This window comes from Tessaracoccus luoxuelianae (assembly GCF_055326245.1).
In genome coordinates this window covers 176,165-202,191 of sequence record NZ_JBUZNO010000007.1, presented here as the reverse complement: position 1 = coordinate 202,191, position 26,027 = coordinate 176,165, and the positions used below count along the sequence as shown (strand labels likewise).

The window sequence follows — 26,027 nt, the reverse complement described above, 5'->3', positions numbered from 1 at the left end:
CGCCTACCACCCGCGACCCGCAGGTCCCGGCGAGGGCTCGGCCTCGCCGTCGACGAAGGGCTGCGCGCCTCCGGGCCACGCCTTGGCGTCGCGTCCGGTGATCCAGCGGTAGCCGACGCTCACCCTCCGGGACTCGCGCTCGATCCCGGCGAGGTTCGGGCGCGCATCGCTTCCCACCAGGACCATGTTGCCGAAGCGTTTCCCCTTGTGAACCACCGGTTCCGCGCCCAGGAACAGGTGCGGCCAGCGCTCCGCGAGCCCGCCGGCCAGTCGCTTGCCCCAGGCGAACGGCGCGCGGTCCGTGACGTTGTAGATCACGACGGCCTCGTTGCGGGCCACCCGACGGAGCTCGTCCAGGCACTCGACGGTGGCGAGCTCGCCGGGCACCTGGGCGCCGTCGAACGCGTCGACGATGATGACGTCCGCCCAGGCGTCCGGCATGGCTCGCAGACCCGCGCGGCCGTCGGTGTCGCGCACCTTGATCCCGGAGCGCGGGGACAACGGGAGCTTGCGCCGGACCTCCTCGGTGAGCTCCGCGTCCGGCTCGCACACCACCTGCGCCGTGCCCGGCCGGCGCCACGCGACCCACCGCGGAATCGACATGCCCGCGCCGCCCAGGTGGACGATGCGGAGCCGGCGGTCGACGGGGGCGCCGAGGACGGTGTGGTCCAGAACCATCGCGATGTGCTGGACATATTCGAAGGCAAGGAAGTCCGGCCGGGCCGGATTCACCCACGATTGCGACGTCGGGCCGAACCGCACCCAGAACGCGCCGGGAGTGTCGCGGTCAGGGATGAGGCGGTCCACGGGGGGAGCCTAGCCCGCGTAGACTCCCGCACGCCATGAGCCTCTCCCGCCGCATCCTCGCCCTCGCCGTGCCCGCGTTCGCCGCCCTGGTCGCGCAACCGCTGATGATGCTGGCCGACACGTGGATCGTCGGCACGCTCGGCACCATCCCGCTGGCCGGCCTCGGCATCGGCTCGGGCCTCCTCACCACCGTCACCGGGTTGATGATCTTCCTGGCCTACGGGTCGACGGCGGTGGTCGCCCGGCAGATCGGCGCCGGTCAGCGGTCCCACGGCATCGGGCTCGGGGTGCAGGCGATGTGGCTGGCCGGGCTGATCGGACTGACCGTTGGCGCCGCGGTGTGGGCGACGGCCCCCTGGTTGGCCTCGGCGCTCGGCGCCGCCGGCGACATCCACACCCAGGCGGTCAGCTACCTGCGCTGGTCCATCCCCGGCCTTCCCGGGATGCTGGTGATGCTCGCCGCGACAGGCACCTTCCGCGGCCTCGCGGACGCCCGCACCCCGCTGGTGCTGTCCATCGGCAGCGCGGTCCTCAACCTGGTCCTCAACGTGGCGCTGGTGTTCGGCGCGGGGATGGGGATCGCCGGCGCCGCGCTCGGCACTGCGCTCGCCGAGGTGGCCCTCGGGACGACGGCGGCTGCCCTGGTCGCGGTGCAGGCCCGTCGCGCCGGGGCCCGGTTGCGGCCGTCGTGGGCGGAGATGATGGGCAGCCTCGCCGTCGGGGTTCCGCTGCTGCTGCGGACCGTCACGCTGCGGATCGCCCTGCTGATCACCACGTACGTCGCGGCCGCGCAGGGCGCCGCCGGACTGGCTGCCCACCACATCGTCATGCAGGTGTGGGGGCTGATGGCCTACGCGCTCGACGCCCTGGCCATCGCCGGGCAGACCATCATCGGCACCGCCCTGGGCGCCGGCGACGCCCGCGAGGCCCGCTCGTCGACCCGGCTGATGACCTGGTGGTCGGTGGGCGGTGGCGCAGTGATCGGGCTGGTCGCGGTGCTGCTGCGCCACCCCGTGGCCTCGTTCTTCTCCCCCGACGACGAGGTCAGCGCCCTGGTGGCCCGGTTGCTGGTGATCGTGGCGGTGGCGCTGCCGCTGGCCGGGTACGTGTACCTGCTCGACGGGGTGCTGATCGGGGCGGGCGACGGACGTTACCTGGCCATCGCCGGCGTGATCACCGTGGTGGTCTACGCGCCGGTGGCGCTGTTCGGGCTGACCCTGCCCGCCGGGGAGACGGGGCTGACCTGGCTGTGGGTGTCGTTCAGCGGGGTGTTCATGGGCGCACGGGCGGTCACCCTGGGGCTCCGTGCGCGCGGCGACCACTGGATCCGTCTCGGCGGCTGACCACGATCAGGCGTCGGCCCGGTCCGGCATGGGGATCGACGTCGCCGCCCAGCTGGCCAGCAACTGGAGCGCGTGCTCAGAGGCCGACCCCGGCTCGGCCGCATACACCGTCATCGCCACTCCCCCGCCCGTGCGGAGGTCCACCGTCTCGTAGGCCAGCGTGAGGTCGCCCACCACCGGATGATGGAAGTGCTTGGTGCCCGCAGCATGGATGCGGACGTCGTGAGCGCTCCACCGTCGGCGGAACTCCTCGCTGCGCGTCGACAGCTCACCGACCAGCTCGTGGAGCTGCCGGTCGCGGGGGTCGCGGCCGGCCTCGGTGCGCAGGTTGGCCACGGTGATGTCGGCGAAGTAGTCCCAGTCCGGGTAGAACCGCCGGGCGGCCTCGTCTAGGAAGGTGAAGCGTGCGAAGTTGGGCCGCGGATCCTTGAGCAGGTCCGAGTAGAGCGCCCTCCCAAGGTGGTTGGCGGCCAGCAGGTCCCCGCGACCGTTCCCGATCGCCGCCGGAGCGTCGCGCATCGCGTCGAGGATCCACTGCAGCCCGGGGGTGGGGGTCCACTGCTTGTCGGAGCGACGACGCGGCCTCGCCACCATCCCGCCGCCCTGGGCCGCCGATGCGAGGTCGAAGAGGTGCTCGCGCTCGGCGTCGTCGAGGCGCAGCGCCCGCGCGATCGCCTCCAGCACCGACGGCGACGCCCCCGCCAGTTGCCCCCGCTCCAGCTTGGAGTAGTACTCGACGCTCATCCCCGCCAGCGTCGCGACCTCACTCCGCCGCAGCCCCGGCACCCGACGCTGCCCGGACGCGGGCACGCCGGCCTGCTGCGGGGTGATCTTGGCGCGCCGGCTGGTGAGGAACTCGCGCACTGCGTCTCGGTTGTCCACCCACCCACGGTAACGCCGCCCGTCGCGCCCGAGGGATGCCCTGCCGGTACACCTCATGACAGGCCCTTTCCCGGAGGGTGCGGGGCGGGTTTCATGGGTGATGGGTGAGTGCGGGCAACGGTCAGCACCCCAGGACTATGAGGAGAACACCATGCGTGGAGTTGTGATGTACGGACCCGGCGACGTTCGCGTCGAGGACCGCGACAGGCCGGCCATCGTCAAGCCCACCGACGCCATCCTGCGCGTCACCGCGTCGTGCATCTGCGGCTCGGACCTGTGGCCCTACCGCGGGATCGAGCACCAGGACGGGCCCACGCCGATGGGCCACGAGTACGTCGGCGTGGTCGAGGAGGTGGGCAGCGACGTCCGCACGGTGAAGCCGGGGGACTTCGTCGTCGGCTCCTTTTTCGCCTCCGACAACACGTGCGAGATCTGCGCGTCGGGCTACCACACCCACTGCGTGCAGCGCCAGGCTGCGGCGTCGACGGGGGGCCAGGCCGAGTTCCTGCGCGTCCCGCTGGCCGACGGCACCCTCGTCGCCACGCCCGGCATGCCCGACGACGACCTGGTTCCTTCCCTGCTGGCCGCCTCCGACGTGCTGGGGACGGGCTGGTTCGCGGCTGTCGCGGCGGAGGCCGGGCCGGGCAAGACTGTCGCGGTGGTGGGCGACGGCGCCGTCGGCCTCCTCGGCATCCTCGCCGCCAAGCAGCTGGGCGCGGAGCGGATCATCGCGATGAGCCGCCACGCGGACCGTCAGGCGCTGGCTCGGGAGTTCGGAGCCACGGACATCGTCGAGGAGCGCGGCGACGAGGGCGTGGCCCGGATCAAGGAGCTCACCGGCGGGCTGGGTGCGCACTCGACGATCGAGGCGGTGGGCACGCAGGAGTCGATGATGCAGGCCATCAAGGCCACGCGCGCCGGCGGGCATGTGGGGTACGTGGGTGTCGCGCACGACGTGAGCCTGCCGGGCATGGAGCTGTTCTTCTCCGGTGTTCACCTGCACGGCGGCCCCGCGCCGGTGCGTCGGTTCCTGCCTCAGCTGATCGACCTGATCTGGCGGCGTGAGATCGACCCCGGCAAGGTCTTCGACCTGACGCTCCCGCTGGATCGGGCGGCCGAGGGCTACACCGCGATGGACGAGCGCACCGCGATCAAGGTGCTGCTTACTCCCCCCGCCGCTAGCTGAGGTTCCGCGCACGACCTCGAAGCCTGAAGAACATGACCTTGTCTGCTCACGTTTTTCTGACTTCGAGGCTCGTCGCTGCGCTCCTCGCTGCTCAGCCCCGCCGGAGGCATTGCCTGGCGCGGCCCCGCCGCCGGCTTGAGGGCGGCGGGTAGCGTCGGAGCATGCGACGACTCGCCCCAGCCGCCCTTGCGCTCGCCGGACTCGCCGCCTGTTCGGGCCCGGCCGAGGCACCCACTCCTACGTCAGCGCCCAGCCCCGGCACGTCCTCAGCCACTGCTCCCATCGCCTCCCCGACAACGCCCGCAACGGAGAGCGCCGTTCCGGAGACGCACGAGTTCACGGTCGTGGAGCACGAGCAGTTCGACGAACCTTGGGCCTTGGCGTTCCTCCCCGGCACCGGCACCATGGCCGTCACCGAGCGCGGCGGCGCACTCAAACTCCGCGACCCCGACGGCACGGTGCGCGACGTGAGCGGAGTCCCCGACGTCGTGGCCGCGGGCCAGGGCGGCCTCGGCGACCTCATCCCCGGCCCCACCTTCGCCGACGACGGCACCGTCTACCTCTCCTGGGTGGAGCGGGGCGACGGCGGGACCGGCGCCGTCGTGGGGCGCGCCCGTCTGGACGTCGAGTCAGCCACGCTCAGCGCCGTCGACACCATCTGGGAGCAGACCCCGAAGGTGGACGGCGACGGCCACTTCTCGCACCGACTGCTGATCCAGGACGAGCACCTGTTCGTCAGCTCCGGAGACCGCCAGAAGTTCGACCCCGCGCAGGCGATGGACGGCAACCTCGGCAAGATCGTGCGCCTCACCCTCGACGGCGACCCTGCGCCTGACAACCCGTGGGCCACCGATGGTGGTGTCGCGGCGCAGTTCTGGAGCATCGGCCACCGCAACCCGCTGGGGCTGGCGGTCGACGGCGAGGGCCAGCTCTGGGTCTCGGAGATGGGCCCCCAGGGCGGCGACGAACTCAACCTCATCACCCCCGGGCTCAACTACGGCTGGCCGGAGGCCTCGAACGGGTCGCACTACGGCGGCGGGGAGATCCCCGATCACGCCGACGGCGATGGGTTCGAGCCCCCGAAGGCGTTCTGGACGCCGAGCATCTCGCCCGGTTCGCTGATGATCTACACCGGTGACCTGTTCCCCGCTTGGAAGGGCGACGCCTTCCTCGGGGCGCTGTCCGGAGAGGCCCTCGTGCGGGTGGACCTCGACGGCGAGGCGGCGAGCCCTGCGGAGAACTGGCCCATGGGTGCCCGCATCAGGGCGGTGGCGCAGGCCCCGGACGGGGCGATCTGGCTGGTGCAGGACGGTTCCCGGGGACGCCTGCTCGAGCTCAGGCCCGCGTAGCCCTCCGCGGGCCGGGCCCAAGCCCTCAGGGTTGGAGTCGTCTGGCGGCCCAGCCACTGCTGGTCAGGCGGCACGAGACCCGGTCGTTGAGCCGGCTCGGCTGGCCCTGCCAGAACTCGAACTCGTCGATCCTCACCCGGTAGCCGCCCCATCCCGGGGGGCAGGGCACCTCATCGACGCCCGCGAAGCGCTCCTGCGCCGCCGCGACCTTGGCCTCCAACTCCGCCCGCGACCCCAACGTCCGCGACTGCTTCGACGCCCAAGCCCCCACCTGGCTGGCCCGAGGCCGGCTCCGGAAGTACTCCTCGTTCTCCTGGGCGGTCAGCCGCTCCACGTCGCCAACCGCGCGGACCTGGCGCATCAGGGTGGGCCACCACAGGTTGATCGCGGCCGACGGGGTTGCGAACAGTTCGTCGCCCTTGGGCGAGTCGTAGTGCGAGAAGAACACCAACCCCGACGGCGACGCCTCCTTCAGCAGCAGGACCCGGCTGCGCGGCCGACCGTCCAGGCCGACGGTGGACACAGTCATGGCTGTCGGCTCGGCCTCCTCGGAGGCCAACGCATCCGCGATCCATGAGTCCAGGAAGGTCCACGGGTCGAACGAGCCCAGGTCTGAGGGGAGGCCCTCGCCGGAGTAATCGCGCCTGACGTCTCGGAGTGTGGCATTCATGCCCTCATCAAACCAGCGACCAGGGGCGCGCGGATGCCGGGGTGCCGTGCGCAAGCCCGAGGAAGGCCCGGCCAGGACCCGCACCCGGGCCGCGGAGGCGCAGAACTCGCCCCGTCGTCCAGTCACTGGGGATATCGTCGACGCAAGGAGGCCCTCCATGAGCTACGACATCCTCGTCTTCGATCCCGCCTCGGTCCCCCGCGACATCGAGCCGTTCCTCGCCTGGACCGAAGGCCTCGGCTACGGCGGCGCCGGCCTGGATCTCGACGATCCCGAGAACGGCACCTTCGCGCTGCGCAGCTGGTTCTCGGACTTCGCCGAGAGCTTCCCGCCCGTCAACGGTCCGCTGGCCGACGCCGACGACGGCACCACCACCTACCGGTGCGGCCCGTCGTTCACGATGGCGCTCTGCCCCGACGGGGAGGCGAACAAGGCCGTGGAGGCCGGCCGGAACCTGGCCCGGAAGCACGGGGTGGGATTCTTCGACCCCAACACCGACGACGACCCGATCTATCCCGCCGAACAACCCTGACCTCCGCAGTCAGAGTCGGGGGGGACCCCGGTCTGACTGCCGTGCCCGACGGCCGGGCGTACCCTTGTCAGCATGGCCTACGACGAGATGCGGATCGGTGATCAGGAGCGCGACGAGGCCGTCGAGTTGCTGCAGGAGCACATGTCCGAGGGCCGCCTGACCTCCGACGAGTTCGGCGATCGCATGTCGAAGGCCCTCGAGGCGAAGACCCTGCGAGACCTGACCGTCCTCTTCACGGACCTCCCCGGGCGCAGGCCCGGTCAGCAGCACGAGCAGATGACGCCGTTCGGCGACGCCGCTTGGAGCGCGCCCGCGCCACCACCCATCTACGGGTACGAGGCCCGGCCGGAGCCCTCCGCCCACCCGCACCACGGCGTCGGCAAGCCCTGGTATTCGCAGTGGTGGATCTTCGTGGTGGCCATCGTGCTCACGTCCATGACGGGCGGCCGGATGGGGTTTCTCATCCCCGCCGTCGCCATCTGGCTCTTTGTGATCGCCCCCGCGATGGGCAGGGAGCGGCAGCGGCGCCAGCAGGCGGTCGCGGCGCCGCCTCGGCCGCTGACGTTCTACGAGCGCGAGGAGTTGCTGGACGAGATCCGCTCCGGGCGCCCCCTCACCGCCATCAAGCGGTACCGGGAGCTGACCGGAGCGGACCTCTACACCGCGAAGATGACCGTCGAGGCCCTGCGGCGCGAGATCGGCCACTGAGCCTCCGGAACTGGTCGCTCTGCGGGTTGGTCTACCCACCCACAGAGCGACCAGTTCCAGGCGCGGCGCGCCAGCCGGTCAGACCATCGAGATGGCGTCGCCCATCCGGTCGAACCGCACCGTCTGGCCGTCGTGGATCTCCCCGGACAGCAGCCCGCGGGCCAACTGGTCCTCGATCGTGGTCTGCACCAGCCGACGCAGCGGCCGCGCACCGTAGACGGGGTCGAAGCCCACGTCGCCCAGCCACTGCTGCGCCGCCTCCGACACGTCGATCGAGATCCGCCGCGACTCCAGCCGGCGATTGAGCCTCGAGATCTGGATGTCGACGATGCGGCCCAGCTCCTCGGGGGTCAGCGCGTCGAACAGCACCACATCGTCGAGCCGGTTGAGGAATTCCGGCCGGAACGCCTGCCGCACCACACCCATCACGGCGGTGCGCTTCTCCTCCCGCGACAACTGCTGATCCGCCATGAACTGCGAGCCCAGGTTGGAGGTCATGATCAGCAGCGTGTTGCGGAAGTCCACCGTGCGGCCCTGGCCGTCGGTGAGGCGGCCGTCGTCGAGCACCTGGAGCAGGATGTTGAACAGGTCAGGATGCGCCTTCTCCACTTCGTCGAGCAGCACGACGGAGTAGGGCCGACGGCGGACGGCCTCGGTGAGCTGGCCGCCCTCCTCGTAGCCGATGTAGCCGGGAGGGGCGCCGACGAGGCGGGCCACGGAGTGCTTCTCCGAGTACTCGCTCATGTCGATGCGCACCAGCGCCGTCTCGTCGTCGAACAGGAAGTCCGCCAGCGACTTGGCCAGCTCCGTCTTGCCCACGCCGGTGGGGCCGAGGAACAGGAACGAGCCGGTGGGCCGGTTCGGGTCCGAGATGCCGGCGCGCGAGCGGCGGATGGCGTCCGAGACCGCCTTGACGGCGGGGGCCTGGCCGATCAGGCGCTCCCCGATCCGCTCCTCCATGTGGAGCAGCTTCTCGCTCTCGCCCTGCAGCATCCGCCCGACGGGGATGCCCGTCCAGGCCGCGACCACCTCGGCGATGTCTGTGGCGCCCACCTCGTCGGAGACCATCTGGGGGGTGGTATCGGCGGTTTCGGCCTCGGTGAGCTCGCGCTCGACGGCGGGAATATCGCCGTAGAGGATCTGGGAGGCGCGGGTGAGGTCGCCCTCGCGCTGCGCCTTGTCCGCCTCGACGCGGAGCTGGTCGATGCGTTCCTTGAGGTCGCCCACGCGGTTGAGCCCGCTCTTCTCCGACTCCCACCGCGCCTCGAGGCCGCGCAGCTTCTCCTGCGCATCTGCCAGCTCGGCGCGCAGCGCCGCCAGCCGTTCCTTCGACGCCTCGTCCTCCTCCTTCTCCAGGTGGAAGGTCTGCATGGTCATCCGGTCCACGTCGCGGCGCAGCATGTCGATCTCCTCCGGCGAGGAGTCGATCTCCATCCGCAGCCGCGAGGCGGCCTCGTCGACGAGGTCGATGGCCTTGTCAGGCAACTGCCGTGACGTGATGTAGCGGTCCGAGAGGGCGGCCGCGGCCACCAGTGCCGAGTCCGTGATCCGCACCTTGTGGTGCGCCTCGTAGCGTTCGCGCAGGCCGCGCAGGATCGCGACGGTGTCGTCCACCGACGGCTCTCCGACGTAGACCTGCTGGAAGCGTCGCTCGAGGGCCGGGTCCTTTTCGATCCGCTCGCGGTACTCGTCCAGCGTGGTGGCGCCGATCATCCGCAGCTCGCCGCGGGCCAGCATGGGCTTGAGCATGTTGCCGGCATCCATCGCGCCCTCGCCGGAGGCCCCGGCGCCGACGACGGTGTGGAGTTCGTCGATGAAGGTGACGATCTGCCCCTCAGCCTCGCGGATCTCGGAGAGGACGGCCTTCAGCCGCTCCTCGAACTCGCCGCGATACTTGGCGCCGGCCACCATCGACGCCAGGTCCAGCGAGACCAGGCGTCGGCCCTTGAGCGAGTCCGGCACGTCCCCGGCCACGAGCCGCTGCGCGAGGCCCTCGACGACGGCGGTCTTGCCCACGCCGGGCTCGCCGATCAGGACGGGGTTGTTCTTCGTGCGGCGGGCGAGGACCTGGACGACGCGTCGGATCTCCGAATCGCGGCCGATGACCGGGTCCAGCTTGCCGGAGCGGGCGCGCTCGGTGAGGTCGATGGAGTACTTGTCCAGCGCGGACTCCCCACCCTCGGACTCCGCCGAGGTGACCCGCTTGCCGCCGCGCAGCTCCTCGAACTTCGCCTTGAGCGCGTCCGTGGTGACGCCGGCTCGGTCCAGGATGGTCTTGGCGTCCGAGGCCACCATCGCCAGCCCGATCAGCAGGTGCTCGGTGGCGACGAAGTCGTCGCCGAGGCTGTCGGCGAGGGTCTCGGCCGAGGCGAGGACGCGCGCGAACGGGCCGGACAGCGCCGGCTGGGAGACCGAGGAGCCGCTGGTGGAGGGCAGCTTGCCGATCGCGGCGGTGGCCGCCGCGTCGACCTGCGCGGGGTCGGCACCGGCGGCTTCGAGCAGCGCGCCGACGGTGTTGTCGGGGGTGAGGAGGAGTCCGTGCAGCAGGTGCACGGGCTCGGTGTTCGGGTTGCCGTGGGTGAGGGCCTGTCGGACCGCCGCCGTAACGGCGTCGCGGGACTTCGTCGTGAGCTTTTCGGTGTTCATCAGGGTGTCTCCTTGGAGCGGTTTCAGAGTTGAGTCTACTACACTCAACCCTGATTTCCGGATTCCGTGCAGTGCCCGCCGACCGTGCACGAAACGCCGCTTCGATCGAGGTCCAGGCCCTCAGGAGTGGCCGGAGCCGAGGTGCGACGGCGTGTCGTGCCCGCTCACCTGCTCCGTGGCGCGTCCACAGGCAGGGCCGGGACGGGGCTGCAGCGGCGAAACCCCGCGGCACCGCCGCGTGGCCCGGTAGCCTCGGACGCGTGATCAAGCGCACCGACGAAGCCCCCGAGAAGACAGCGGCCCAGGAGCCCGACCGTGTCGTCGAGCCCCATGAGGAGGAGATGCCCGAGATCACCTTCGACGAGGCCCGCTTCGCCGCGCGGCCGGCGAGGCTGCGCCCCCGCGCCCGCCGTCGTCAGGGCGACGAGAGCCCCATCACCCCGCCCTTCGAGCCGTCGGGCTCGAACCGCGCCTACGTCGAGTGGCTGGAGGAGCAGTCGATGCTCCACGACGCTCAGAAGGTGGCCCGCCAGCTCGCCGGCAGCCACACCATGTGGTCCAACCCCTACGCCCACCCGGACCCCCGCGCCGCCCTTCAGCGGGCGTCGGTCTGGTACACCGCCTATCCCCTGTCGCACATCACCGCGCCGGGCCAGTCCTTCCTCGGCGCGCTCGGCTCGGCCGAGCTGTGGGAGGCGTTCGCCGCCGTCGGAATCGATGCGCTGCACACCGGCCCGGTCAAGCTGGCCGGCGGGCTGGACGGATGGGAGGTGACCCCCAGCGTGGACGGGCACTTCGACCGGATGTCCATGGCCATCGACCCGCTGTTCGGCACCGAGGACGAGTTCCGCGAGATGGGCGAAATGGCCACCCGCCACAACGGCACCATCATCGACGACATCGTCCCTGGCCACACCGGCAAGGGCGCGGACTTCAGGCTCGCGGAGCTCAACTACCGGGACTACCCGGGCATCTACCACATGGTCGACATCCCCGAACCGGCGTGGCACCTGCTGCCAGAGGTCCCTGAGGGACGCGACTCCGTCAACCTCACGCCGGAGGTGGAGAGGGCGCTGGCCGACGAGGGCTACATCATCGGCGCGCTGCAACGCGTCATCTTCTACGAGCCGGGCGTGAAGGAGACCAACTGGTCCGTCACGCCGCCGATCCGCGACTACAAGGGCAAGCTGCGCCGCTGGGTCTACCTGCACTACTTCAAGGAGGGGCAGCCCACCATCAACTGGCTGGACCCCACCTGCGCCGGCATGCGCCTGGTGATGGGCGACGCCCTGCACTCGCTGCTGGATCTTGGCTCGGGCGGACTGCGGCTGGACGCCAACGGCTTCCTGGGCGTGGAGCGCGCCGTCGACGCCCCGGCCTGGTCCGAGGGCCATCCCCTGTCCCAGGCCGCCAACCAGCTCATCGGCTCACTGGTGCGCAAGGTGGGCGGCTTCACCTTCCAGGAGCTGAACCTTGCGATGGACGACATCCAGCGCACGGGCGCCGTCGGCCCGGACCTGTCCTACGACTTCGTCACCCGTCCCGCCGCCCAGGTGGCGCTGGCCACCAGCGACACCGAGTTCCTGCGGCTGGTGCTGCGCGAGGCGATGGACATCGGCATCGACCAGGCCTCGCTGGTCCACGCCATGCAGAACCACGACGAGCTCACCTACGAACTGGTCCACTTCGCGGCCGCGCATCGCGACGACCTGTACACCCTGGGCGGGGTCGACTACCGCGGCAACGACCTGGCCGAGCACATCCGCCAGACCATGCGCGACACGCTCACCGGCGACGCCGCGCCCTACAACGCGATCTTCACGCAGAACGGCATCGCGAGCACCACCGCATCGATCGTCACCGCCTCGCTCGGCATCTCGGACCTGAGCACCATCACCGACGGCGACGTCCGGCGGATCTCCGCCGCCCACCTCCTGCTCTGCATGTACAACGCGTGGCAGCCGGGCGTGTTCGCGCTGTCGGGCTGGGACCTCGTCGGGGCACTGCCCCTGGAGCGCGACGCGGTGAAGAGCCTCATCAGCAGCGGCGATACCCGCTGGATCGAGCGCGGCGCCTACGACATCCTCGGGGTTGCGCCCGAGGTGAGGAAGTCCGCCTCGGGGATGCCCAGAGCCCGCACGCTGTACGGGCCGCTGCCCGAGCAGCTCAAGCGCGATACCTCCTTCGCCTCCCGCCTGGCGGCCGTCCTCAAGGTCCGCAAGCGCAACGGCCTGGCGTCGGGCCGCCTGGTAGACGTGCCGGAGGTGGGCCACAAGGCGCTGCTGGTGCTGGTCAACGAGCTGGAGGTCGGTGCCACGCAGATCACCGCCCTCAACTTCGGGGCCGAGAAGATCGAGGCCCGCATTCAGTCCGAGGCGCTGCCATCGGGGAGGGTGTTCGACCTGAGCACCCGGCGGAAGGTGGGCACCGTCGACGATCTGGGAGGGTTCAGCGTCGAGCTGCCGGCCTTCGGCGGGTTGGCCATGATCATCCGGGACTGACGGCGCGCCGGCGGAGCCTTCCGGGAGCTTGGCACACCTGACAGAATCGACCCATGTCATCAGCCCAGTACAGGGAAGGCGCCAAGCTGGCCATCGTCGGCGCGGGCGCGGTCGGATCGTCACTGGCCTACGCGGCCCTCATCCGGGGCGTCGCCCGGCACGTCGTCCTGCACGACGTCAACGGCCCGAAGGTGCGGGCCGAGGCGCTGGACCTCGCCCACGGCGGGCAGTTCCTTCCCGAGGCGGTGATCGAGGGCTCAGACGACGTGGACATCACGCGCGGCGCTGACGTCGTCGTCGTCACGGCCGGGGCCAAGCAGAAGCCTGGCCAGACGCGGATGGACCTGGCCGGCTCGACGGTGGGGCTGATCCGCAAGGTGATCCCGCCGCTGGTCGAGCGCTCGCCCAACGCGACCTTCATCATGGTCACCAACCCCGTCGACGTCACCACCCAGGCCGCCCTCAAGATCAGCGGGCTGCCGTCGAACCGGCTGTTCGGGTCCGGCACCGTCCTGGATTCGTCGCGGCTCCGGCAATTGATCGCCACCACCTGTGATGTCGCGGTGGGCAACGTGCACGCCTACGTGTGCGGCGAGCACGGAGACACCGAGACCCCGATGTGGAGCACCGCGACCATCGGCGGCGTGCCCCTGACCGAGTGGGAGCGCACGACGGGGCGGCTGGGCGAGCATGAGCGGGACGCCATCGCGCACCGTGTGGTCAACGCGGCCTACGAGGTGATCGAGGGCAAGGGGGCCACCAACTACGCCATCGGGTTGGCCGCCACGCGGATCATCGAGTCGGTGCTGCGCGATGAGCGGCGGGTGCTGCCGGTGTCGCGGATGCTGGAGGGTTGGCACGGGATCTCGGGTGTGTGCATGGCGGTGCCGACGGTGGTGGGCCGAGACGGCGCGGGCACGCAGCTGGAGCTTCCGGTGTCCGAGGACGAGTTGTCACGGCTGCGCACCAGCGCGGAACACATCCGCGCGATGTCAGAGGGGTTGGGCTTCTAGATCGGCTCGGTCGCTCGTCGCGCCACGACCCTGCACACGGTGGCGAGTCCCCTCAGTGGAGGATGGCGAGCACGTCGTGGCGCGGGCCCTCGTGGTCCGTCCAGCGGCCGATCAGCGAGCCGGCCGCGTTGTCCGGCGTCGGCACGGCCCTGATCAGCAGGCGCATGACCTCCAGGCGTTCGCCCTCTCCGGGGAGCGCTCCGGTGCCGTCCGCCGTCATGGTGATCGGGAGCTGCGCCCCGTGGGCGTCGCGCAGGTCGGCCTCGTGGTCCGCCTCCCGGATGATCCGCGACGCCTCGTCGACGAACACCGGGTCCGTCGCCGCGTCGTAGCAGTAGCGCAGGCCAAGCTCCGAGTGCTGCAGGGTGCCGATCGGCTGCACGCCGTCGAGCGGCGCGGCGCGCCACGTCACGGGCACGAAGTAGTACTCCCCTCCGGCGGAGATCACCATGCAGTCCAGCCCCACCTCGCCGTCGGGATCCACCAGCCTGAAGCCGGCGGCGCGCTGGAGCGTGGCGGGATCGCCGAAGAACCAGCGCTGCGTGGGCAGCCAGGCCTGGAGCAGCTCGATCTTCGACGGCGTGAGCCTGGCCCCCACGTGCAGCTCGGCGGCGCGCGTCACGATGCGGCCTCGGTGGCGTAGCGCTTGGCGGCGCGGGCCTGGGCCTTCACGCGCTCGGCGTCCCGGTCCTTCGGCGGAGCGGTGGTGACCAGCTCGTCGAGCAGGTCCGCCGTGATGTGGGCGATGGCGTGGACCGCGCGATGGAACGCCTCCTCGTTGGCCTTGCTGGGCTTGGTGACCCCCGCGACCTTGCGCACGTACTGCAGCGCCGCGGCGTTCACCTCGTCGCTGGTGGCGGGAGGCTCGAAGTTGTTCAGCGGCCGGATGTTGCGACACATGCCGTCAAGCCTACGTTCACATCCCGCCCGGGCCCACCGCCCGGGAGTCATCTGCCACGATGAGTCCATGTTGGCGCTAGCGAAGACGCGGCCGGGCCCCGGGCTGGAGCTGATCGAGCTGCCGCGTCCCACCCCGAGCCCGAACGAGGTGCTCATCCGGGTTATGCGCACCGGGATCTGCGGCACCGACCTTCACATCGACGGCTGGGACGGCTGGGCGTCGCAGGTGGTGACCACCCCGCTCATCCTGGGGCATGAGTTCTGCGGCGAGATCGTGGAGTTGGGCTCGTCGGTGACAGGCCTCGAGGTGGGACAGTTCATCTCCGGCGAGGGGCACTACGTGTGCGGGCGCTGCCGGGCCTGCCTCGCGGGGAAGCGGCACCTGTGCCGCAACACCCGGGGCATCGGGTACCGCGTCGACGGCGCCTTCTGCGAGTACTTCGCCATGCCGTCGTCGAATGTGTGGGTGCACCACACGCCGGTGGAGCCGGATGTCGCGGCGATCTTCGACCCGTTCGGCAACGCCGTCCACGCCGCCCTGCAGTTCCCGGCGCTCGCCGAGGACGTGCTGGTCAGTGGGGCCGGACCGATCGGGATCATGGCGGCGCTCGTCGCGAAGTTCCAGGGGGCGCGCAACGTGGTCATCACGGACCTCGGCGACGAGCGGCTCGCACTGGCTCGACGCGTGGGGCTGAGCAGCACCGTCAACGTCGCCCGTGAAGACCTGGCGGATGTCTACGAACGCTTCGACATGCGGGAGGGATTCGACATCGGGCTGGAGATGTCCGGATCTGGGGCGGCGCTGTCGTCGATGATCGCGCACATGACCCACGGCGGCCGGATCGCGCTGCTCGGGACGCCGTCGAAGCCGCTCGAGGTGGACTTCACCACCATCATCTTCAACATGCTGACCATCCAGGGGGTCACCGGCCGGCAGATCTTCGAGACCTGGTACGCCATGAGCGCCCTGCTGCGCTCCGGGCTGGACATCTCGGGGGTCATCACGCACCGCTTCCCCGCAACAGGGTTCCGCGAGGCGTTCGATGTCGCGGCGGCGGGGCACGCCGGCAAAGTCATCCTGACCTGGGACGAGTGAGGAGCACCATGGCATTCCTGGACCACATCCACGGCGAGCTTGAGCAGCTGCGCGCCGACGGGTTGTACAAGTCGGAGGCGCCGCTGACGACAGCGCAGGGAGCGCACGTCGGGACGCCGTCGGGCGAGGTGATCAACCTCTGCGCCAACAACTACCTGGGGCTGGCGAACTCGCCGGTGCTGATCGCCGCCGCCAAGCGCGCCTACGACAGGTGGGGCTTCGGCATGGCGTCGGTCAGGTTCATCTGTGGAACCCAGACGCTGCATCAGGAGCTCGAGGTGCGCCTGACGGCGTTCCTGCGCAGCGGGCCCGACGGTCACGACGGCTGGGACACCATCCTGTACTCGTCGTGCTTCGACGCCAACGGCGGCCTGTTTGAGACCCTCTTCGGTGCGGAGGACGCCATCATCTCCGACGAGCTCAACCACGCCTCCATCATCGACGGGGTGCGGCTGAGCAAGGCCGCCCGTTACCGCTACCGCAACCGCGACATGGCCGATCTGCGCGCCCAGCTGGAGGCGTCGCGGGGGGCACGGCACCGCGTCATCGCCACCGACGGGGTGTTCTCGATGGACGGTTTCGTCGCCCCGCTGGACGAGATCTGCGCCCTGGCCGACGAGTACGACGCGCTGGTGATGGTCGACGACTCGCACGCGGTGGGCTTCGTCGGCGAGACGGGGGCCGGGACGCCGGAGCGGTTCGGGGTCATCGACCGCGTGGACATCCTCACCGGCACCCTCGGCAAGGCGCTCGGCGGCGCGTCGGGCGGTTACACGTCCGCGAGGCGTGAGGTGGTGGAGCTGCTGCGTCAACGGTCGCGGCCGTACCTGTTCAGCAACTCGCTGGCGCCGTCGATCGTCGCGGCGACAATCGCGTGCCTGGAGCTGCTGGAGTCGTCGTCGTCGCTGCTGGAACAGCTGGCCGAGAACACGGCGTACTTCAGGCGGCGGATGGTGGAGGAGGGCTTCGAGATCCCGGAGTCGGACCACGCGATCGTGCCGGTGATGCTCGGCGACGCCGTGCTGGCGGCGAGGATGGCCGACGAGGTGCTCGCCCGGGGCGTCTACGTGCGGGCGTTCTCGTTCCCCGTGGTGCCGAGGGGGGCTGCCAGGATCCGGACCCAGATGTCTGCGGGACTGTCGCGGGCGGACCTGGATGTCGCGGTGGAGGCGTTCGTGGCGGCCCGCGCCGCCGTCGGCGGCTGACGCCTGCGTTCGCTCGCGGCGCCTGCCCTAAGTCCCGACGCCTGCCTTGGGTCCCGACGCCTGCGTTGACTCCCGGCGCCTGCGTTGACTCCCGGCGCCTGCCCTAAGTCCCGACGCCTGCCTTGGGTCACTTTGCGCCTGTGTTCCGTACCCCGGCCTGCGCTATAGCGCCGGCCGGGAAACTCAGCGCAGGCGCATCAGGAGGCCCGGGGCAGGGCGTTCTTGATCCCATCGCGGATGAGCGCCGCCAACTGTCGCCCGTCGTGGATTTCCTTCCACCCCCACCGAATGGGCCAGAGTCCTTGACGACGGATCTCCTGCTCGCGGCGCTTCTCCCGCATCACCGCGTCCTCAGCCTTCTCCCCTGGCTTCAGGAGGCGACCGTACTTGGCCTTGCCGTCGACCTCACCGACCAGCCCCAGCTCTGGCCAACCGAAATCAGTCCGAGCTACGAGGACACCGTTTTCGTCGATGACCTCGTACTGCAGCACGGGCGCGGGGACGTTCCAGCGCATCATCTGAACTCGGCTCAGCGACTCTGCCGGGGACTCAGCGCGACCGTCCGCGACGGCGATCGCGCGTTTGGCGACGGATACCCTCTGCAGCCGTGGATGCAGCCGCAGAATGCGGTGCAGCTCTGCCACGTCGGCAGATGCTCGCAACCCGGCATCTGCCGCGGCCACCCCCCACTCGAAGGGGGACAGCCGCGCAACGTCACAGATCGTTCGCTCCAGTGTGGTCACTGGCAAGCCCTCCAACTCCGTGATGTGCTCGCGCAGCAACGCCGTGTTGCGAACTCGGAGGTGGGTTGTGCCGTCGCCGTGCCCGGGAGTTGTCCGGATCATCGTGACCACGTCCAACACGTCAGCCGGAACGGGCAGCCCATGGAGCACAGCCGCGGAAGTGTGGCTGAATACGCTCGAAGAAGCCACCTCGGGCACTGTCGCCCGGATCAGACGCAGGTGCTCGGCCTCCGGGCTCTCTTCAGAAGTCGCTGCGTAGTGCCCCCGTCGAAGTCGCAGCAAGGCCCCGCTCTTCACGCGGGATCTCAGGTCGCTCGGGGTGATGCCGAGGTCAAGAAGCTGTCGCGCCGTCCAGTGTTCGTTCACCCAGCTATTTGACGACGGTGGGCACCTCGTTGGCAGGGTGAATTGGTCAGTTGTGGATAAGTGGAACCAATTTCTGCGATCTACCAGGCTTGTCCACACGTGAGGGGGGCGAGCGTCGGCCGGTCATGCTGCGAAGTCCTCAGCTCAACTCGACGACCAGGTCAGCCTGCCTGGCTGGCGGCGCGAGCCGATGAGCACGTGCTCGGCCGCCGGGCCGCCTGCGTAAACTCGAGCCGCCAGAGCTACAGCGCGGGCTCCTGTACGCAACGCAGGCGGCTCCTGGACGCCAGCGATATTGCGCAGGCGTCGAATAGCACCGCAGGCGCTGAGACGGAACGCAGGCGCAGGGATGGAATGCAGGCGCTGAGACGGAACGCAGGCGGCGGCGGGCTCGGGAACGGGGCCGACTGCGGCGCCGCGACGGAACGCAGGCGCCGAACGCGGCGGCGGGCGTCGGAGCGAGACCGACGGGGCGCTGGTAGGCTCGCCGACGCCGGGGTGCCCCGAAGTCGGGGCTGAGAACACACCCGCAACACCTGATCTAGGTCGTGCTAGCGAAGGGAGCCACCACTCATGACCAACCCCACACCCTCCACACCCGACGACGCCACCAAAGCCAGCGCCGCCTCCACCCTCGACCCGACGAGCGCCATCCTCGCCGCCGTCCGCGCCGCCACCCCGCTGGTGCACTGCATGACCAACACCGTGGTGCCCGAGATCACCGCCAACGTGCTTCTCGCCGCCGGCGCCGCCCCCGCCATGATCGACCTCCCCGAGGAGGCCGCCATCTTCGCGACGGTGGCCTCAGCCCTACTCATCAACGTCGGCAACGGGCTCTCCGAGCAGCACGAGGGCATGCGGCGCGCGGCGGCGGCCGCCGACGGCGCCGGCACCCCCTGGGTCCTGGACCCGGTCGCGGTCGGCGCCCTCCCCGTGCGCACCCAGCTCGCCCGCGACCTTCTCGCCCACCGCCCCACCGCCATCCGCGGCAACGCCTCCGAGATCCTCGGCCTCGCCGGGGCCAGCGACGGGGGGCGCGGAGTGGACGCCACCGACGAGGTGGAGGCCGCCGTCGAAACCGCCCGAGGCCTCGCCGCACGCACCGGCGCCGTCGTGGCCATCTCCGGCCCCGTCGACGTCATCGTCAGCCCCACCCGCACCACGCGCGTCACCGGCGGTGACCCGCTCATGCCGCTGGTCATCGGCACCGGGTGCGCGCTGGGCGCGACTGTCGCGGCGACCCTTGGCGCCACCCGGGCCGACGGCCCTGCCCCGCACGCCTCCCACGACGCGGTCGTCGCCGCCCACGCCCTCTTCGGCGCCGCGGGCCTGGCCGCAGCACGCGAGGCCCGCCACCCGGGCAGCTTCCGCACCGCCTGGCTCGACGCCCTTCACGCGCTCACCCCCGACGAGGTCGCCGCACTCGTCACCGTCGAGGAGCAGCCATGACGCAGGCCACGCCAGGCCTCGCCGACGGTGTGGACTGGCGCGTCTACTACGTCACGGACACCGCGATGTCGGGTGGCCCAGCCCACGTGCCGGGGATCGTCGAGCAGGCCATCCTCGGCGGCGCCGGCGTGGTGCAGATCCGCGACAAGGAGCTCCACGGCACCGAGTTCCTCGCCCTGGCCCGCGCCTGCGTCGACGCCCGTGACAGGGCATTCGACGCCACCGGACGCACCACGGCGCTCGTCGTCAACGACCGCCTCCACGTCGCCGAGGAACTCGGCCTCCACTTCCACCAGGGCCAGGACGACGGCGACATCAGCCAGGCCCGCGCCCGCCTCGGCCGCGACCTTCTCATCGGTCTCAGCATCTCGACCGAGGCCGAGCTGGACGCGGAGCTGAGCGACCTCACCGCGGACGTCCTCGGCCTCTCGCCGCTCTGGGCCACCCCCACCAAGACCGACGCCGCCCCCGCCCTGGGCCTCGACGGCGCCGCCCGCCTGGTCCTGCGCACCGCGGGACGGGCCAAGACTGTCGCCATCGGCGGCATCAACGCCACCAACGCCGCCGTGGCGATCGCCACCGGGGTCGACGGCATCTGTGTGGTTTCAGCCCTCACCACCGCACCCGATCCCCGAGCGGCCGCCGACGAACTGCTCGCACTCTGGAGAACCCGATGACACGCACGTCCACCCCGAAGATCGCCCTCAGCATCGCCGGCTCAGACCCCAGCGGCGGCGCCGGCATCCAGGCCGACCTCAAGACCTTCACCGCGCTCGGCGTCTATGGCGCGGCGGCGCTGGCCGGACTCACGGTCCAGAACACGCAGGGCGTCCGCCAGGCCCGCCCCGTGGACCCGGCCTTCGTCCGCGACCAGATCCTCGCCGTCTTCGACGACCTCCCCGTCGCCGCCACGAAGCTGGGCATGCTCTCCAACGCAGCCGTCGCGAATGTCGTCGCAGACGTCCTGGAGGAACGCCGCGACGACGCGGGCCTCATCATCCTGGACCCCGTCATGATCGCAACCTCTGGCGACGCGCTGCTCACCGACGACGCCATCGACGTGGTGCGCACCCGCCTGCTCCCCCTCGCGGACCTGGTGACTCCGAACGTCCCCGAGGCGGCCGTCCTCCTGGACCAACCGCCCGTGACCGACACCAACGGCCTCATCCGCCAGGCCCGGCAACTGGTGGCGGCAGGAGTGCGCGCCGTCCTGGCCAAGGGCGGGCACCTCACCGACCCGGAGCTCACCGACGTCTTCGCCCACGGCACAGAGTTGGCGCTGCTGACCGGCCCGCGCTTCAACACCCGCCATACTCACGGCACCGGCTGCACGCTCAGCTCCGCCATCGCCGCCGTCGCCGCCCGCCGCGGCGACACTCGCGCCACTGGCGTGCGGCTGGAGTCGGTGGAGGAGGCCCGGGACTACCTGATGCGCGCCCTGGACTCTGGCTCGCGGTGGACCCTCAGCCGCACCCCCGACTCGGGTCACGGCCCCGTCGACCACCTCGTGGGGCGCGCCGAGGTGGGGTTGTGAGCATCGACTGGACCCCCGGCCCGTTCAGCACCCAGGCGTGGGAGGCCACCTCAGCCATCCGGGCGCGCATCGACCGTCTCCCACTCCTCACCGAGCTCGCCGACGGCACCCTGGAGCCTCGTCGCTTCGTCGAGTACCTCGGCCAGGACGACTTCTATCTCCGCGGCTACACCCGTGCGCTGGCCACGCTCGCCTCCCGCGCTCCCACCTCCCGCGAGGCGGCCTTCTGGGCCCGGAGCGCCGGCGAGGCCGTGGAGGCGGAGGTCCTCATGCACGACGCTCTCTTGGCCGACGACCGCCTCCGCGACCTTCCGCGCCCCGCCGTCGCATCCCCCACCACCCGCGCCTACGTCAACTCCCTGCTGGCGGCCACCGCCTTCGAGCCGTACGCGGTAGGGGTGGCGGCGGTGCTGCCCTGCTACTGGGTCTACGCGGACGTCGGCGCCACGCTCGCCGACAGGGCCGCCCACCTCGACGGCCACCCCTACGCCGGCTGGGTGGCCGCCTACGCAGACGCGGCCTTCCAACTGGTGACGCGCGAGGCCATCACACTCCTCGATGAGACGGCTGCCTCAAGCGACGGCGCGACCCGCGAGCGGATGCTCACCGCCTTCGTCGACGCAACCTGGTACGAGGAACAGTTCTGGGCACGGGCCTACGCGCTGGAGGTCTGGGAAGCCTGAGAATCAGGCGGCCGTGCGCTGTGCCGAGCCTCCGGCCAAGGCCCTGCGCATGGCCCGCACCTGATCGAATCCGATCACCCACCCCGTCATCCGGACGCTGCGGTAGAGCGGCGTCTGGAGCAGATCGCCCTGCGCGTCGTACACCTCGGGAAAGCCGCGATCGCGGCGCATGGCGGCCTCGAAATGCCCGATGTGGCGATCCGCCTCCTCCAGATACCCCTCCAACCGGGTGGACCGAAAGAGCAGCAGGAGTGTCTTGATGTACTCCATGCCCCAGAAGCTCCAGATCGAGTCGCCACCGTAGTTCGGCACCGCGAAGCGGACCACGGCGAATTGGCGATGCGACCGCCGCTCCTGTTGATATTTGATGGCGAAGGGGTGCGCAATCCCCTCGGCGCGAATGTAATCCACGGACCTCTCGAAATAGTGCCGCTCATCAGGCGACTCGGGATCCAGGAAGCGGGTGGCCAGGACGATGAGCCAATCCGAGGAGTAGAGCCGTCGAGACGTTCCCTCAGCGGAAAGGTCCTCCAGGAAATGTCCGTCATCGTCGAGCCAGAACGTGTTGAGGATGCGCGACTTCAGCCGGGCCAGGAAATTGAGGTCCGTGGGGATGAGGCCCAGATCCATGGCGAGGTGGGTGGTCTTCCAGAAGACCACGTTGTCGTAGAAGGACGATTCACGCTTCACGATGTCCTTGGCGCCGGACATGGTCACCGACGGGTCGATCAGGCCGAGGTCCTCGTCGAACACGCGGCGACGGTAGCCCAGGTAGTGGCGGATCAACGCGCCCCGGTAGGTGTCAAGCAGCAGTGCGGCAGCCTCCCGGGTGCCGAGTGCCGCCTGCTCCTCGCCGTAGCTCGCCGCCCGAGCCGGTTCTCTGCCGAGCAGCGCGCCGAGCGCGTACAGCATGCCGTAGAGGGTGTCCGACGGGTAGGAATGGAAGTTGACGCAGGTCGCCTCCCACGGCCCAATCGGGACGATGGTGGTGGCGAGGTCATCGGTCTTGTCGAAAACACCGAGCGCGTAGGCCAGCGTCTGCAGATAGACAAGTTGCCGGTCACGCCACTGATCGTCGGTGGCAGGCAGCTGGGTGTCCAGCGTGGGGTAGTAGAACACGCCGAGATTGCGGACGAACAGCGAAGAGAAGTGGTCTCCCGAGATCAGCAACAGTTTGGACGGATCGAAGCGGAGCCGGTAGATCTCCTCGATGATCCGATCCACTGACGCGCCCCTTCCCGTCCGGGGACGCAACGAGTACCGGCTGGCGAGGATGTGAAAGGCGTTCTTTGCCATCCCGAACACCCTGTAGCGGAGGCCTGTGCGCACCCTCAGCCTGGCGTTTGAGTCGATCGCCTCGATGGCGTTGAGCTTCATCTCCGCCACATATGGACGGCGAACGATCGACAACCTGCTGAAGGGATCAGTCATCATGGCCATCAGCGACCCGACGCTCATCGCCCCGAGAAGGACGTAGAGCATCACCATGGCCCCATCCTAGGGATCCGAGTGGGGGGCTGGGGTGGTCGCCGGAGCCGCACGTCGTCGTCGGGTGCCACACTGTGGCGCGGCGCGGATCCACCCCACCAGCCGTCGACGAGGCGTCCGCACCCCGGAGGGTTGCGAGTTTCTACCGCCGCTCAACTAATGTTTGCGCCATGCCAGATATCGCGCAGCCTGGACGGCCGTTCCCCGCAGACGAGACGCCCAACACTGATACCCGCACATACGGACCCGCCTCCACCCCGACGCACCCCCTCGCCACGGCACCCGTCGGCGCCCCACCGTTCTCGGTCGACGGCTTCGTGCGAGAGTTCCTGCACGAGCTCAACACCAACCAGGGTGTGACCCTCTCGGGCTCGAGCGTCAACGACCAGTACCTCGCCCTCGCCAGCACCGTCAAGAACTACCTGATGGCCCGCTGGCTCGAGACCAAGCGCACCACGCGCGAGGCGAAGGTCAAGACCATCGGCTACCTGTCCGCCGAATATCTCCTCGGACGGCAGCTGGGCAACGCGCTGCTCGCCACGGACCTGAGCGACATCGCCAAGCAGGGTCTGGAGCTGTGCGGGATCGATCTCCCCACGCTCCGCGCCCAGGAGGTGGAGCCAGGCCTCGGCAACGGCGGCCTCGGCCGCCTCGCCGCCTGCTTCATCGACTCCATGGCCACCATGGACGTCCCCAGCATCGGCTACGGAATCCGCTACGAGTACGGCATCTTCCGCCAGACCTTCGTCGACGGGCGACAGGTCGAGCAGCCCGACACGTGGCTGGCCCTCGGCTCGCCGTGGGAATTCCCGCACCCCGAGGCCAGCGTCCAGGTCAATTTCGGCGGTCACACCGAGACCTCCCTGGACGAAGACGGCCGCGAGCACACCCGCTGGGTTCCCGCCTGGAACGTCCTGGCCGTCCCCTACAACTACATGGTGCCGGGGTACCTGAACGGTCGCGTCAATACGCTGCGGCTGTGGAGCGCATCGGCCACCAAGGCGTTCGACCTTCAGATCTTCAACGCAGGTGACTACGCCCAGGCGGTGCGCGCCCAGACCTTCGCGGAGAACATCTCCAAGGTGCTCTATCCCGAGGACTCGACGCCGCAGGGCAAGGAGCTGCGCCTGCAGCAGCAGTACTTCTTCGTGGCGGCGTCGCTGCACGACTTCCTTACCAACGAACTGGAGGAAGGCTTCGACCTGCACAACCTGTCGGAGCGGATCATCTTCCAGCTCAACGACACCCACCCCGTCATCGCCGTGCCCGAGCTCATGCGCGTCCTCATCGACGACAAGGGCTTCGAGTGGGACGAGGCATGGGAGGTCACCAGGTCCTGCTTCGCCTACACCTGCCACACGCTGTTGCCCGAGGCCCTCGAGGTCTGGTCCACCGAGCTGCTCGGCCGCCTGTTGCCGCGCCACCTGGAGATCATCTTCCGGATCAACGAGGAGTTCCTCGCCGAAGTCCGAGAGGCGTTCCCGGGCGACGAGATGCGCGCCCGCAGAATGTCGATGATCACCGAATACCCGGAGCGCGGGGTGCGCATGGCCTACCTCGCCACCGTCGCGGGCACGAAGGTCAACGGCGTCGCCGAGCTGCACTCGCAGCTCCTCCGCGACAAGGTCCTGCCGGACTTCTCCCAGTTGTGGCCGGACAAGTTCACCAACGTCACCAACGGCGTCACCCCGCGTCGCTTCGTGCGGATGGCCAACTTCAAGCTCGCCGAACTCATCACGGACCACATCGGCCCCGGCTGGGTCACGGATCTTGAGCGGCTCAAGGAGCTCGAGCCCTACGCCGACGACCCCGAGTTCCAGGAGAGGTTCCGCGAAGTCAAGGCGTGGAACAAGAAGCGCCTGACCGATCTGCTGCTCAAGCGCGACGGTATCGAACTCCCCGCCGGCCACATGCTCGACGTGATGGTCAAGCGCTTGCACGAGTACAAGCGCCAGTCCCTCAAGCTGCTCCACATCGTCTCGCTGTACGAGCAGGTGATCAGCGGCAAGATCGAGGCTTCCGAGGTCACGCCGCGCACCGTCGTGTTCGGCGCGAAGGCGGCCCCCGGTTACCGGATGGCCAAGGACACGATCCACCTGATCAACTCCGTGGCCAGGAAGGTCAACTCCGACGAGCGGCTCGAGGGTCGTCTCAAGGTGGCGTTCCCGGCCAACTACAACGTGACCCTGGCTGAGAAGCTGATCCCGGCCTCGGACCTCTCGGAGCAGATCTCGCTGGCCGGCATGGAGGCGTCGGGCACGGGCAACATGAAGTTCGCGCTCAACGGCGCACTGACCATCGGCACGGACGACGGCGCGAACGTCGAGATCCGGCGCCTGGTGGGCGACAAGCACTTCTTCCTGTTCGGCATGGTTGAGCCGGAGGTCGCGGAGCTGGGCGCGAAGGGCTACAACCCTGGCTCGTACTACGAGTCCAACCCGCAGTTGAAGGCGGCGCTGGATCTCATCCTCTCGGGCGAGTTCAGCTACGGCGACACCCACATGTTCGACTCGGTGGTGTTCAACCTGCTGCACCACGACCGGTTCATGGCGCTGGCGGACTTCCAGCCCTACATCGAGGCGCAGGCGAGGGTGGAGGCGAAGTACGCCGACCAGAAGGCGTGGACGCGTTCGGCCATCCTCAACGTGGCGCGCAGCGGCTACTTCAGCTCGGACCGCTCGATGCGCGACTACCTGCAGCGCATCTGGCACACCACCCCGATGATCTGACCCCGGTTCACCGACGCTGAGGGCCCCTGCTGACCGGCAGGGGCCCTCAACGCTCCCAGCCGCCGACTCAGCCGCCGCAAAACCGCCGTCCCACCGCTGGCTGAGGAGCCGCGATCCCGTCCCCCACCGCTCCCCACCGCTGGCTGAGGTGCCGCGAAGCGGCCTCGAAGCCTAAAGAACGTGACCTTGTCAGCTCA

The 26,027-nt window shown here is 69.9% G+C and carries 22 protein-coding genes, 1 pseudogene and 1 riboswitch; of the genes and pseudogenes, 14 read left to right on the top strand and 9 right to left on the bottom strand.

Features of this window, described 5'->3' with window-relative positions; translation table 11 throughout:
* Positions 1-3: 3 nt before the first annotated feature.
* Positions 4-807, bottom strand: coding sequence for a spermidine synthase (locus tag ACZK39_RS12190; RefSeq protein ID WP_463613450.1), 804 nt, complete (start codon positions 805-807; stop codon positions 4-6).
* Positions 808-842: 35 nt separating this feature from the next.
* On the opposite strand from ACZK39_RS12190, the gene ACZK39_RS12185 reads away from it, so the two are divergent.
* A complete protein-coding gene (locus ACZK39_RS12185) occupies positions 843-2,150 on the top strand; it encodes an MATE family efflux transporter (RefSeq protein WP_463613449.1) in 1,308 nt (435 codons plus the stop codon).
* A 6-nt stretch (positions 2,151-2,156) separates the two neighbouring features.
* Here the strand turns inward: ACZK39_RS12185 and ACZK39_RS12180 are convergent, their stop codons facing one another.
* On the bottom strand, positions 2,157-3,032 hold the full coding sequence (locus ACZK39_RS12180; protein ID WP_463613448.1) for a helix-turn-helix transcriptional regulator: 876 nt from the start codon (positions 3,030-3,032) through the stop codon (positions 2,157-2,159).
* A 151-nt stretch (positions 3,033-3,183) separates the two neighbouring features.
* Between ACZK39_RS12180 and ACZK39_RS12175 the strand changes: the two genes are divergently transcribed.
* Together ACZK39_RS12175 and ACZK39_RS12170 are read left to right on the top strand one after the other, a co-directional pair.
* Positions 3,184-4,218 carry a zinc-dependent alcohol dehydrogenase family protein gene (locus ACZK39_RS12175; RefSeq protein WP_463613447.1) on the top strand — a complete coding sequence of 345 codons (1,035 nt, stop codon included), beginning with the start codon at positions 3,184-3,186 and terminating at the stop codon, positions 4,216-4,218.
* Between the two features lie 161 nt (positions 4,219-4,379).
* Positions 4,380-5,567: a PQQ-dependent sugar dehydrogenase gene (locus ACZK39_RS12170; RefSeq protein ID WP_463613446.1), complete on the top strand. Its 1,188-nt coding sequence runs from the start codon at positions 4,380-4,382 to the stop codon at positions 5,565-5,567.
* A gap of 25 nt (positions 5,568-5,592) precedes the next feature.
* Here the strand turns inward: ACZK39_RS12170 and pdxH are convergent, their stop codons facing one another.
* Positions 5,593-6,237: a pyridoxamine 5'-phosphate oxidase gene (gene pdxH, locus ACZK39_RS12165; RefSeq protein ID WP_463613445.1), complete on the bottom strand. Its 645-nt coding sequence runs from the start codon at positions 6,235-6,237 to the stop codon at positions 5,593-5,595.
* Between the two features lie 157 nt (positions 6,238-6,394).
* Between pdxH and ACZK39_RS12160 the strand changes: the two genes are divergently transcribed.
* Together ACZK39_RS12160 and ACZK39_RS12155 are read left to right on the top strand one after the other, a co-directional pair.
* Positions 6,395-6,769, top strand: coding sequence for a hypothetical protein (locus ACZK39_RS12160; protein WP_459055205.1), 375 nt, complete (start codon positions 6,395-6,397; stop codon positions 6,767-6,769).
* Positions 6,770-6,841: 72 nt separating this feature from the next.
* Complete coding sequence (locus ACZK39_RS12155; protein ID WP_463613444.1) at positions 6,842-7,477, top strand: DUF1707 SHOCT-like domain-containing protein; 636 nt, start codon at positions 6,842-6,844, stop codon at positions 7,475-7,477.
* Positions 7,478-7,555: 78 nt separating this feature from the next.
* Here the strand turns inward: ACZK39_RS12155 and clpB are convergent, their stop codons facing one another.
* Positions 7,556-10,123: an ATP-dependent chaperone ClpB gene (gene clpB, locus ACZK39_RS12150; protein WP_463613443.1), complete on the bottom strand. Its 2,568-nt coding sequence runs from the start codon at positions 10,121-10,123 to the stop codon at positions 7,556-7,558.
* Between the two features lie 260 nt (positions 10,124-10,383).
* On the opposite strand from clpB, the gene treS reads away from it, so the two are divergent.
* Entirely contained in the window at positions 10,384-12,624 is a 2,241-nt protein-coding gene (gene treS, locus ACZK39_RS12145; protein ID WP_463613442.1) for a maltose alpha-D-glucosyltransferase, read from the top strand.
* A gap of 53 nt (positions 12,625-12,677) precedes the next feature.
* On the top strand, positions 12,678-13,637 hold the full coding sequence (locus tag ACZK39_RS12140; protein WP_463613441.1) for an L-lactate dehydrogenase: 960 nt from the start codon (positions 12,678-12,680) through the stop codon (positions 13,635-13,637).
* 52 nt (positions 13,638-13,689) lie between these two features.
* Here the strand turns inward: ACZK39_RS12140 and ACZK39_RS12135 are convergent, their stop codons facing one another.
* Positions 13,690-14,259 carry a maltokinase N-terminal cap-like domain-containing protein gene (locus ACZK39_RS12135; protein WP_182781543.1) on the bottom strand — a complete coding sequence of 190 codons (570 nt, stop codon included), beginning with the start codon at positions 14,257-14,259 and terminating at the stop codon, positions 13,690-13,692.
* Complete coding sequence (locus tag ACZK39_RS12130) at positions 14,256-14,537, bottom strand: DUF2277 domain-containing protein (RefSeq protein WP_182781542.1); 282 nt, start codon at positions 14,535-14,537, stop codon at positions 14,256-14,258. Before ACZK39_RS12130 ends, ACZK39_RS12135 begins: the two co-directional genes overlap by 4 nt.
* Before the next feature lie 67 nt (positions 14,538-14,604).
* On the opposite strand from ACZK39_RS12130, the gene tdh reads away from it, so the two are divergent.
* Both tdh and kbl read left to right on the top strand, forming a co-directional pair.
* A complete protein-coding gene (gene tdh, locus ACZK39_RS12125; protein WP_459055216.1) occupies positions 14,605-15,633 on the top strand; it encodes an L-threonine 3-dehydrogenase, zinc-binding type in 1,029 nt (342 codons plus the stop codon).
* An 8-nt stretch (positions 15,634-15,641) separates the two neighbouring features.
* Positions 15,642-16,838: a glycine C-acetyltransferase gene (gene kbl, locus ACZK39_RS12120; RefSeq protein ID WP_463613440.1), complete on the top strand. Its 1,197-nt coding sequence runs from the start codon at positions 15,642-15,644 to the stop codon at positions 16,836-16,838.
* Between the two features lie 197 nt (positions 16,839-17,035).
* Here kbl and ACZK39_RS12115 read toward each other — a convergent pair whose 3' ends face one another.
* Both ACZK39_RS12115 and ACZK39_RS12110 read right to left on the bottom strand, forming a co-directional pair.
* Positions 17,036-17,770, bottom strand: coding sequence for a hypothetical protein (locus ACZK39_RS12115; protein WP_463613476.1), 735 nt, complete (start codon positions 17,768-17,770; stop codon positions 17,036-17,038).
* Positions 17,771-17,845: 75 nt separating this feature from the next.
* Positions 17,846-17,947: pseudogene (locus ACZK39_RS12110) on the bottom strand (type IV toxin-antitoxin system AbiEi family antitoxin domain-containing protein); the annotation flags it as partial.
* Positions 17,948-18,431: 484 nt separating this feature from the next.
* Positions 18,432-18,527, top strand: a riboswitch (TPP riboswitch).
* Here ACZK39_RS12110 and thiM point away from each other — a divergent pair.
* The 4 genes from thiM to ACZK39_RS12090 all read left to right on the top strand — a co-directional run bounded on the left by thiM (position 18,521) and on the right by ACZK39_RS12090 (position 21,613).
* On the top strand, positions 18,521-19,396 hold the full coding sequence (gene thiM, locus ACZK39_RS12105; protein ID WP_463613439.1) for a hydroxyethylthiazole kinase: 876 nt from the start codon (positions 18,521-18,523) through the stop codon (positions 19,394-19,396). Its footprint overlaps the riboswitch before it by 7 nt.
* Positions 19,393-20,073, top strand: coding sequence for a thiamine phosphate synthase (locus ACZK39_RS12100; protein WP_463613438.1), 681 nt, complete (start codon positions 19,393-19,395; stop codon positions 20,071-20,073). The genes thiM and ACZK39_RS12100 overlap by 4 nt, the downstream gene beginning before the upstream one ends.
* Positions 20,070-20,930: a bifunctional hydroxymethylpyrimidine kinase/phosphomethylpyrimidine kinase gene (gene thiD / locus ACZK39_RS12095; RefSeq protein ID WP_463613437.1), complete on the top strand. Its 861-nt coding sequence runs from the start codon at positions 20,070-20,072 to the stop codon at positions 20,928-20,930. Before ACZK39_RS12100 ends, thiD begins: the two co-directional genes overlap by 4 nt.
* Positions 20,927-21,613 carry a TenA family protein gene (locus ACZK39_RS12090; protein ID WP_459055226.1) on the top strand — a complete coding sequence of 229 codons (687 nt, stop codon included), beginning with the start codon at positions 20,927-20,929 and terminating at the stop codon, positions 21,611-21,613. Before thiD ends, ACZK39_RS12090 begins: the two co-directional genes overlap by 4 nt.
* A 3-nt stretch (positions 21,614-21,616) precedes the next feature.
* Here ACZK39_RS12090 and ACZK39_RS12085 read toward each other — a convergent pair whose 3' ends face one another.
* A complete protein-coding gene (locus tag ACZK39_RS12085) occupies positions 21,617-23,101 on the bottom strand; it encodes a hypothetical protein (RefSeq protein ID WP_463613436.1) in 1,485 nt (494 codons plus the stop codon).
* A gap of 170 nt (positions 23,102-23,271) precedes the next feature.
* On the opposite strand from ACZK39_RS12085, the gene ACZK39_RS12080 reads away from it, so the two are divergent.
* On the top strand, positions 23,272-25,830 hold the full coding sequence (locus ACZK39_RS12080; protein ID WP_182781534.1) for a glycogen/starch/alpha-glucan phosphorylase: 2,559 nt from the start codon (positions 23,272-23,274) through the stop codon (positions 25,828-25,830).
* Positions 25,831-26,027 lie beyond the last annotated feature (197 nt).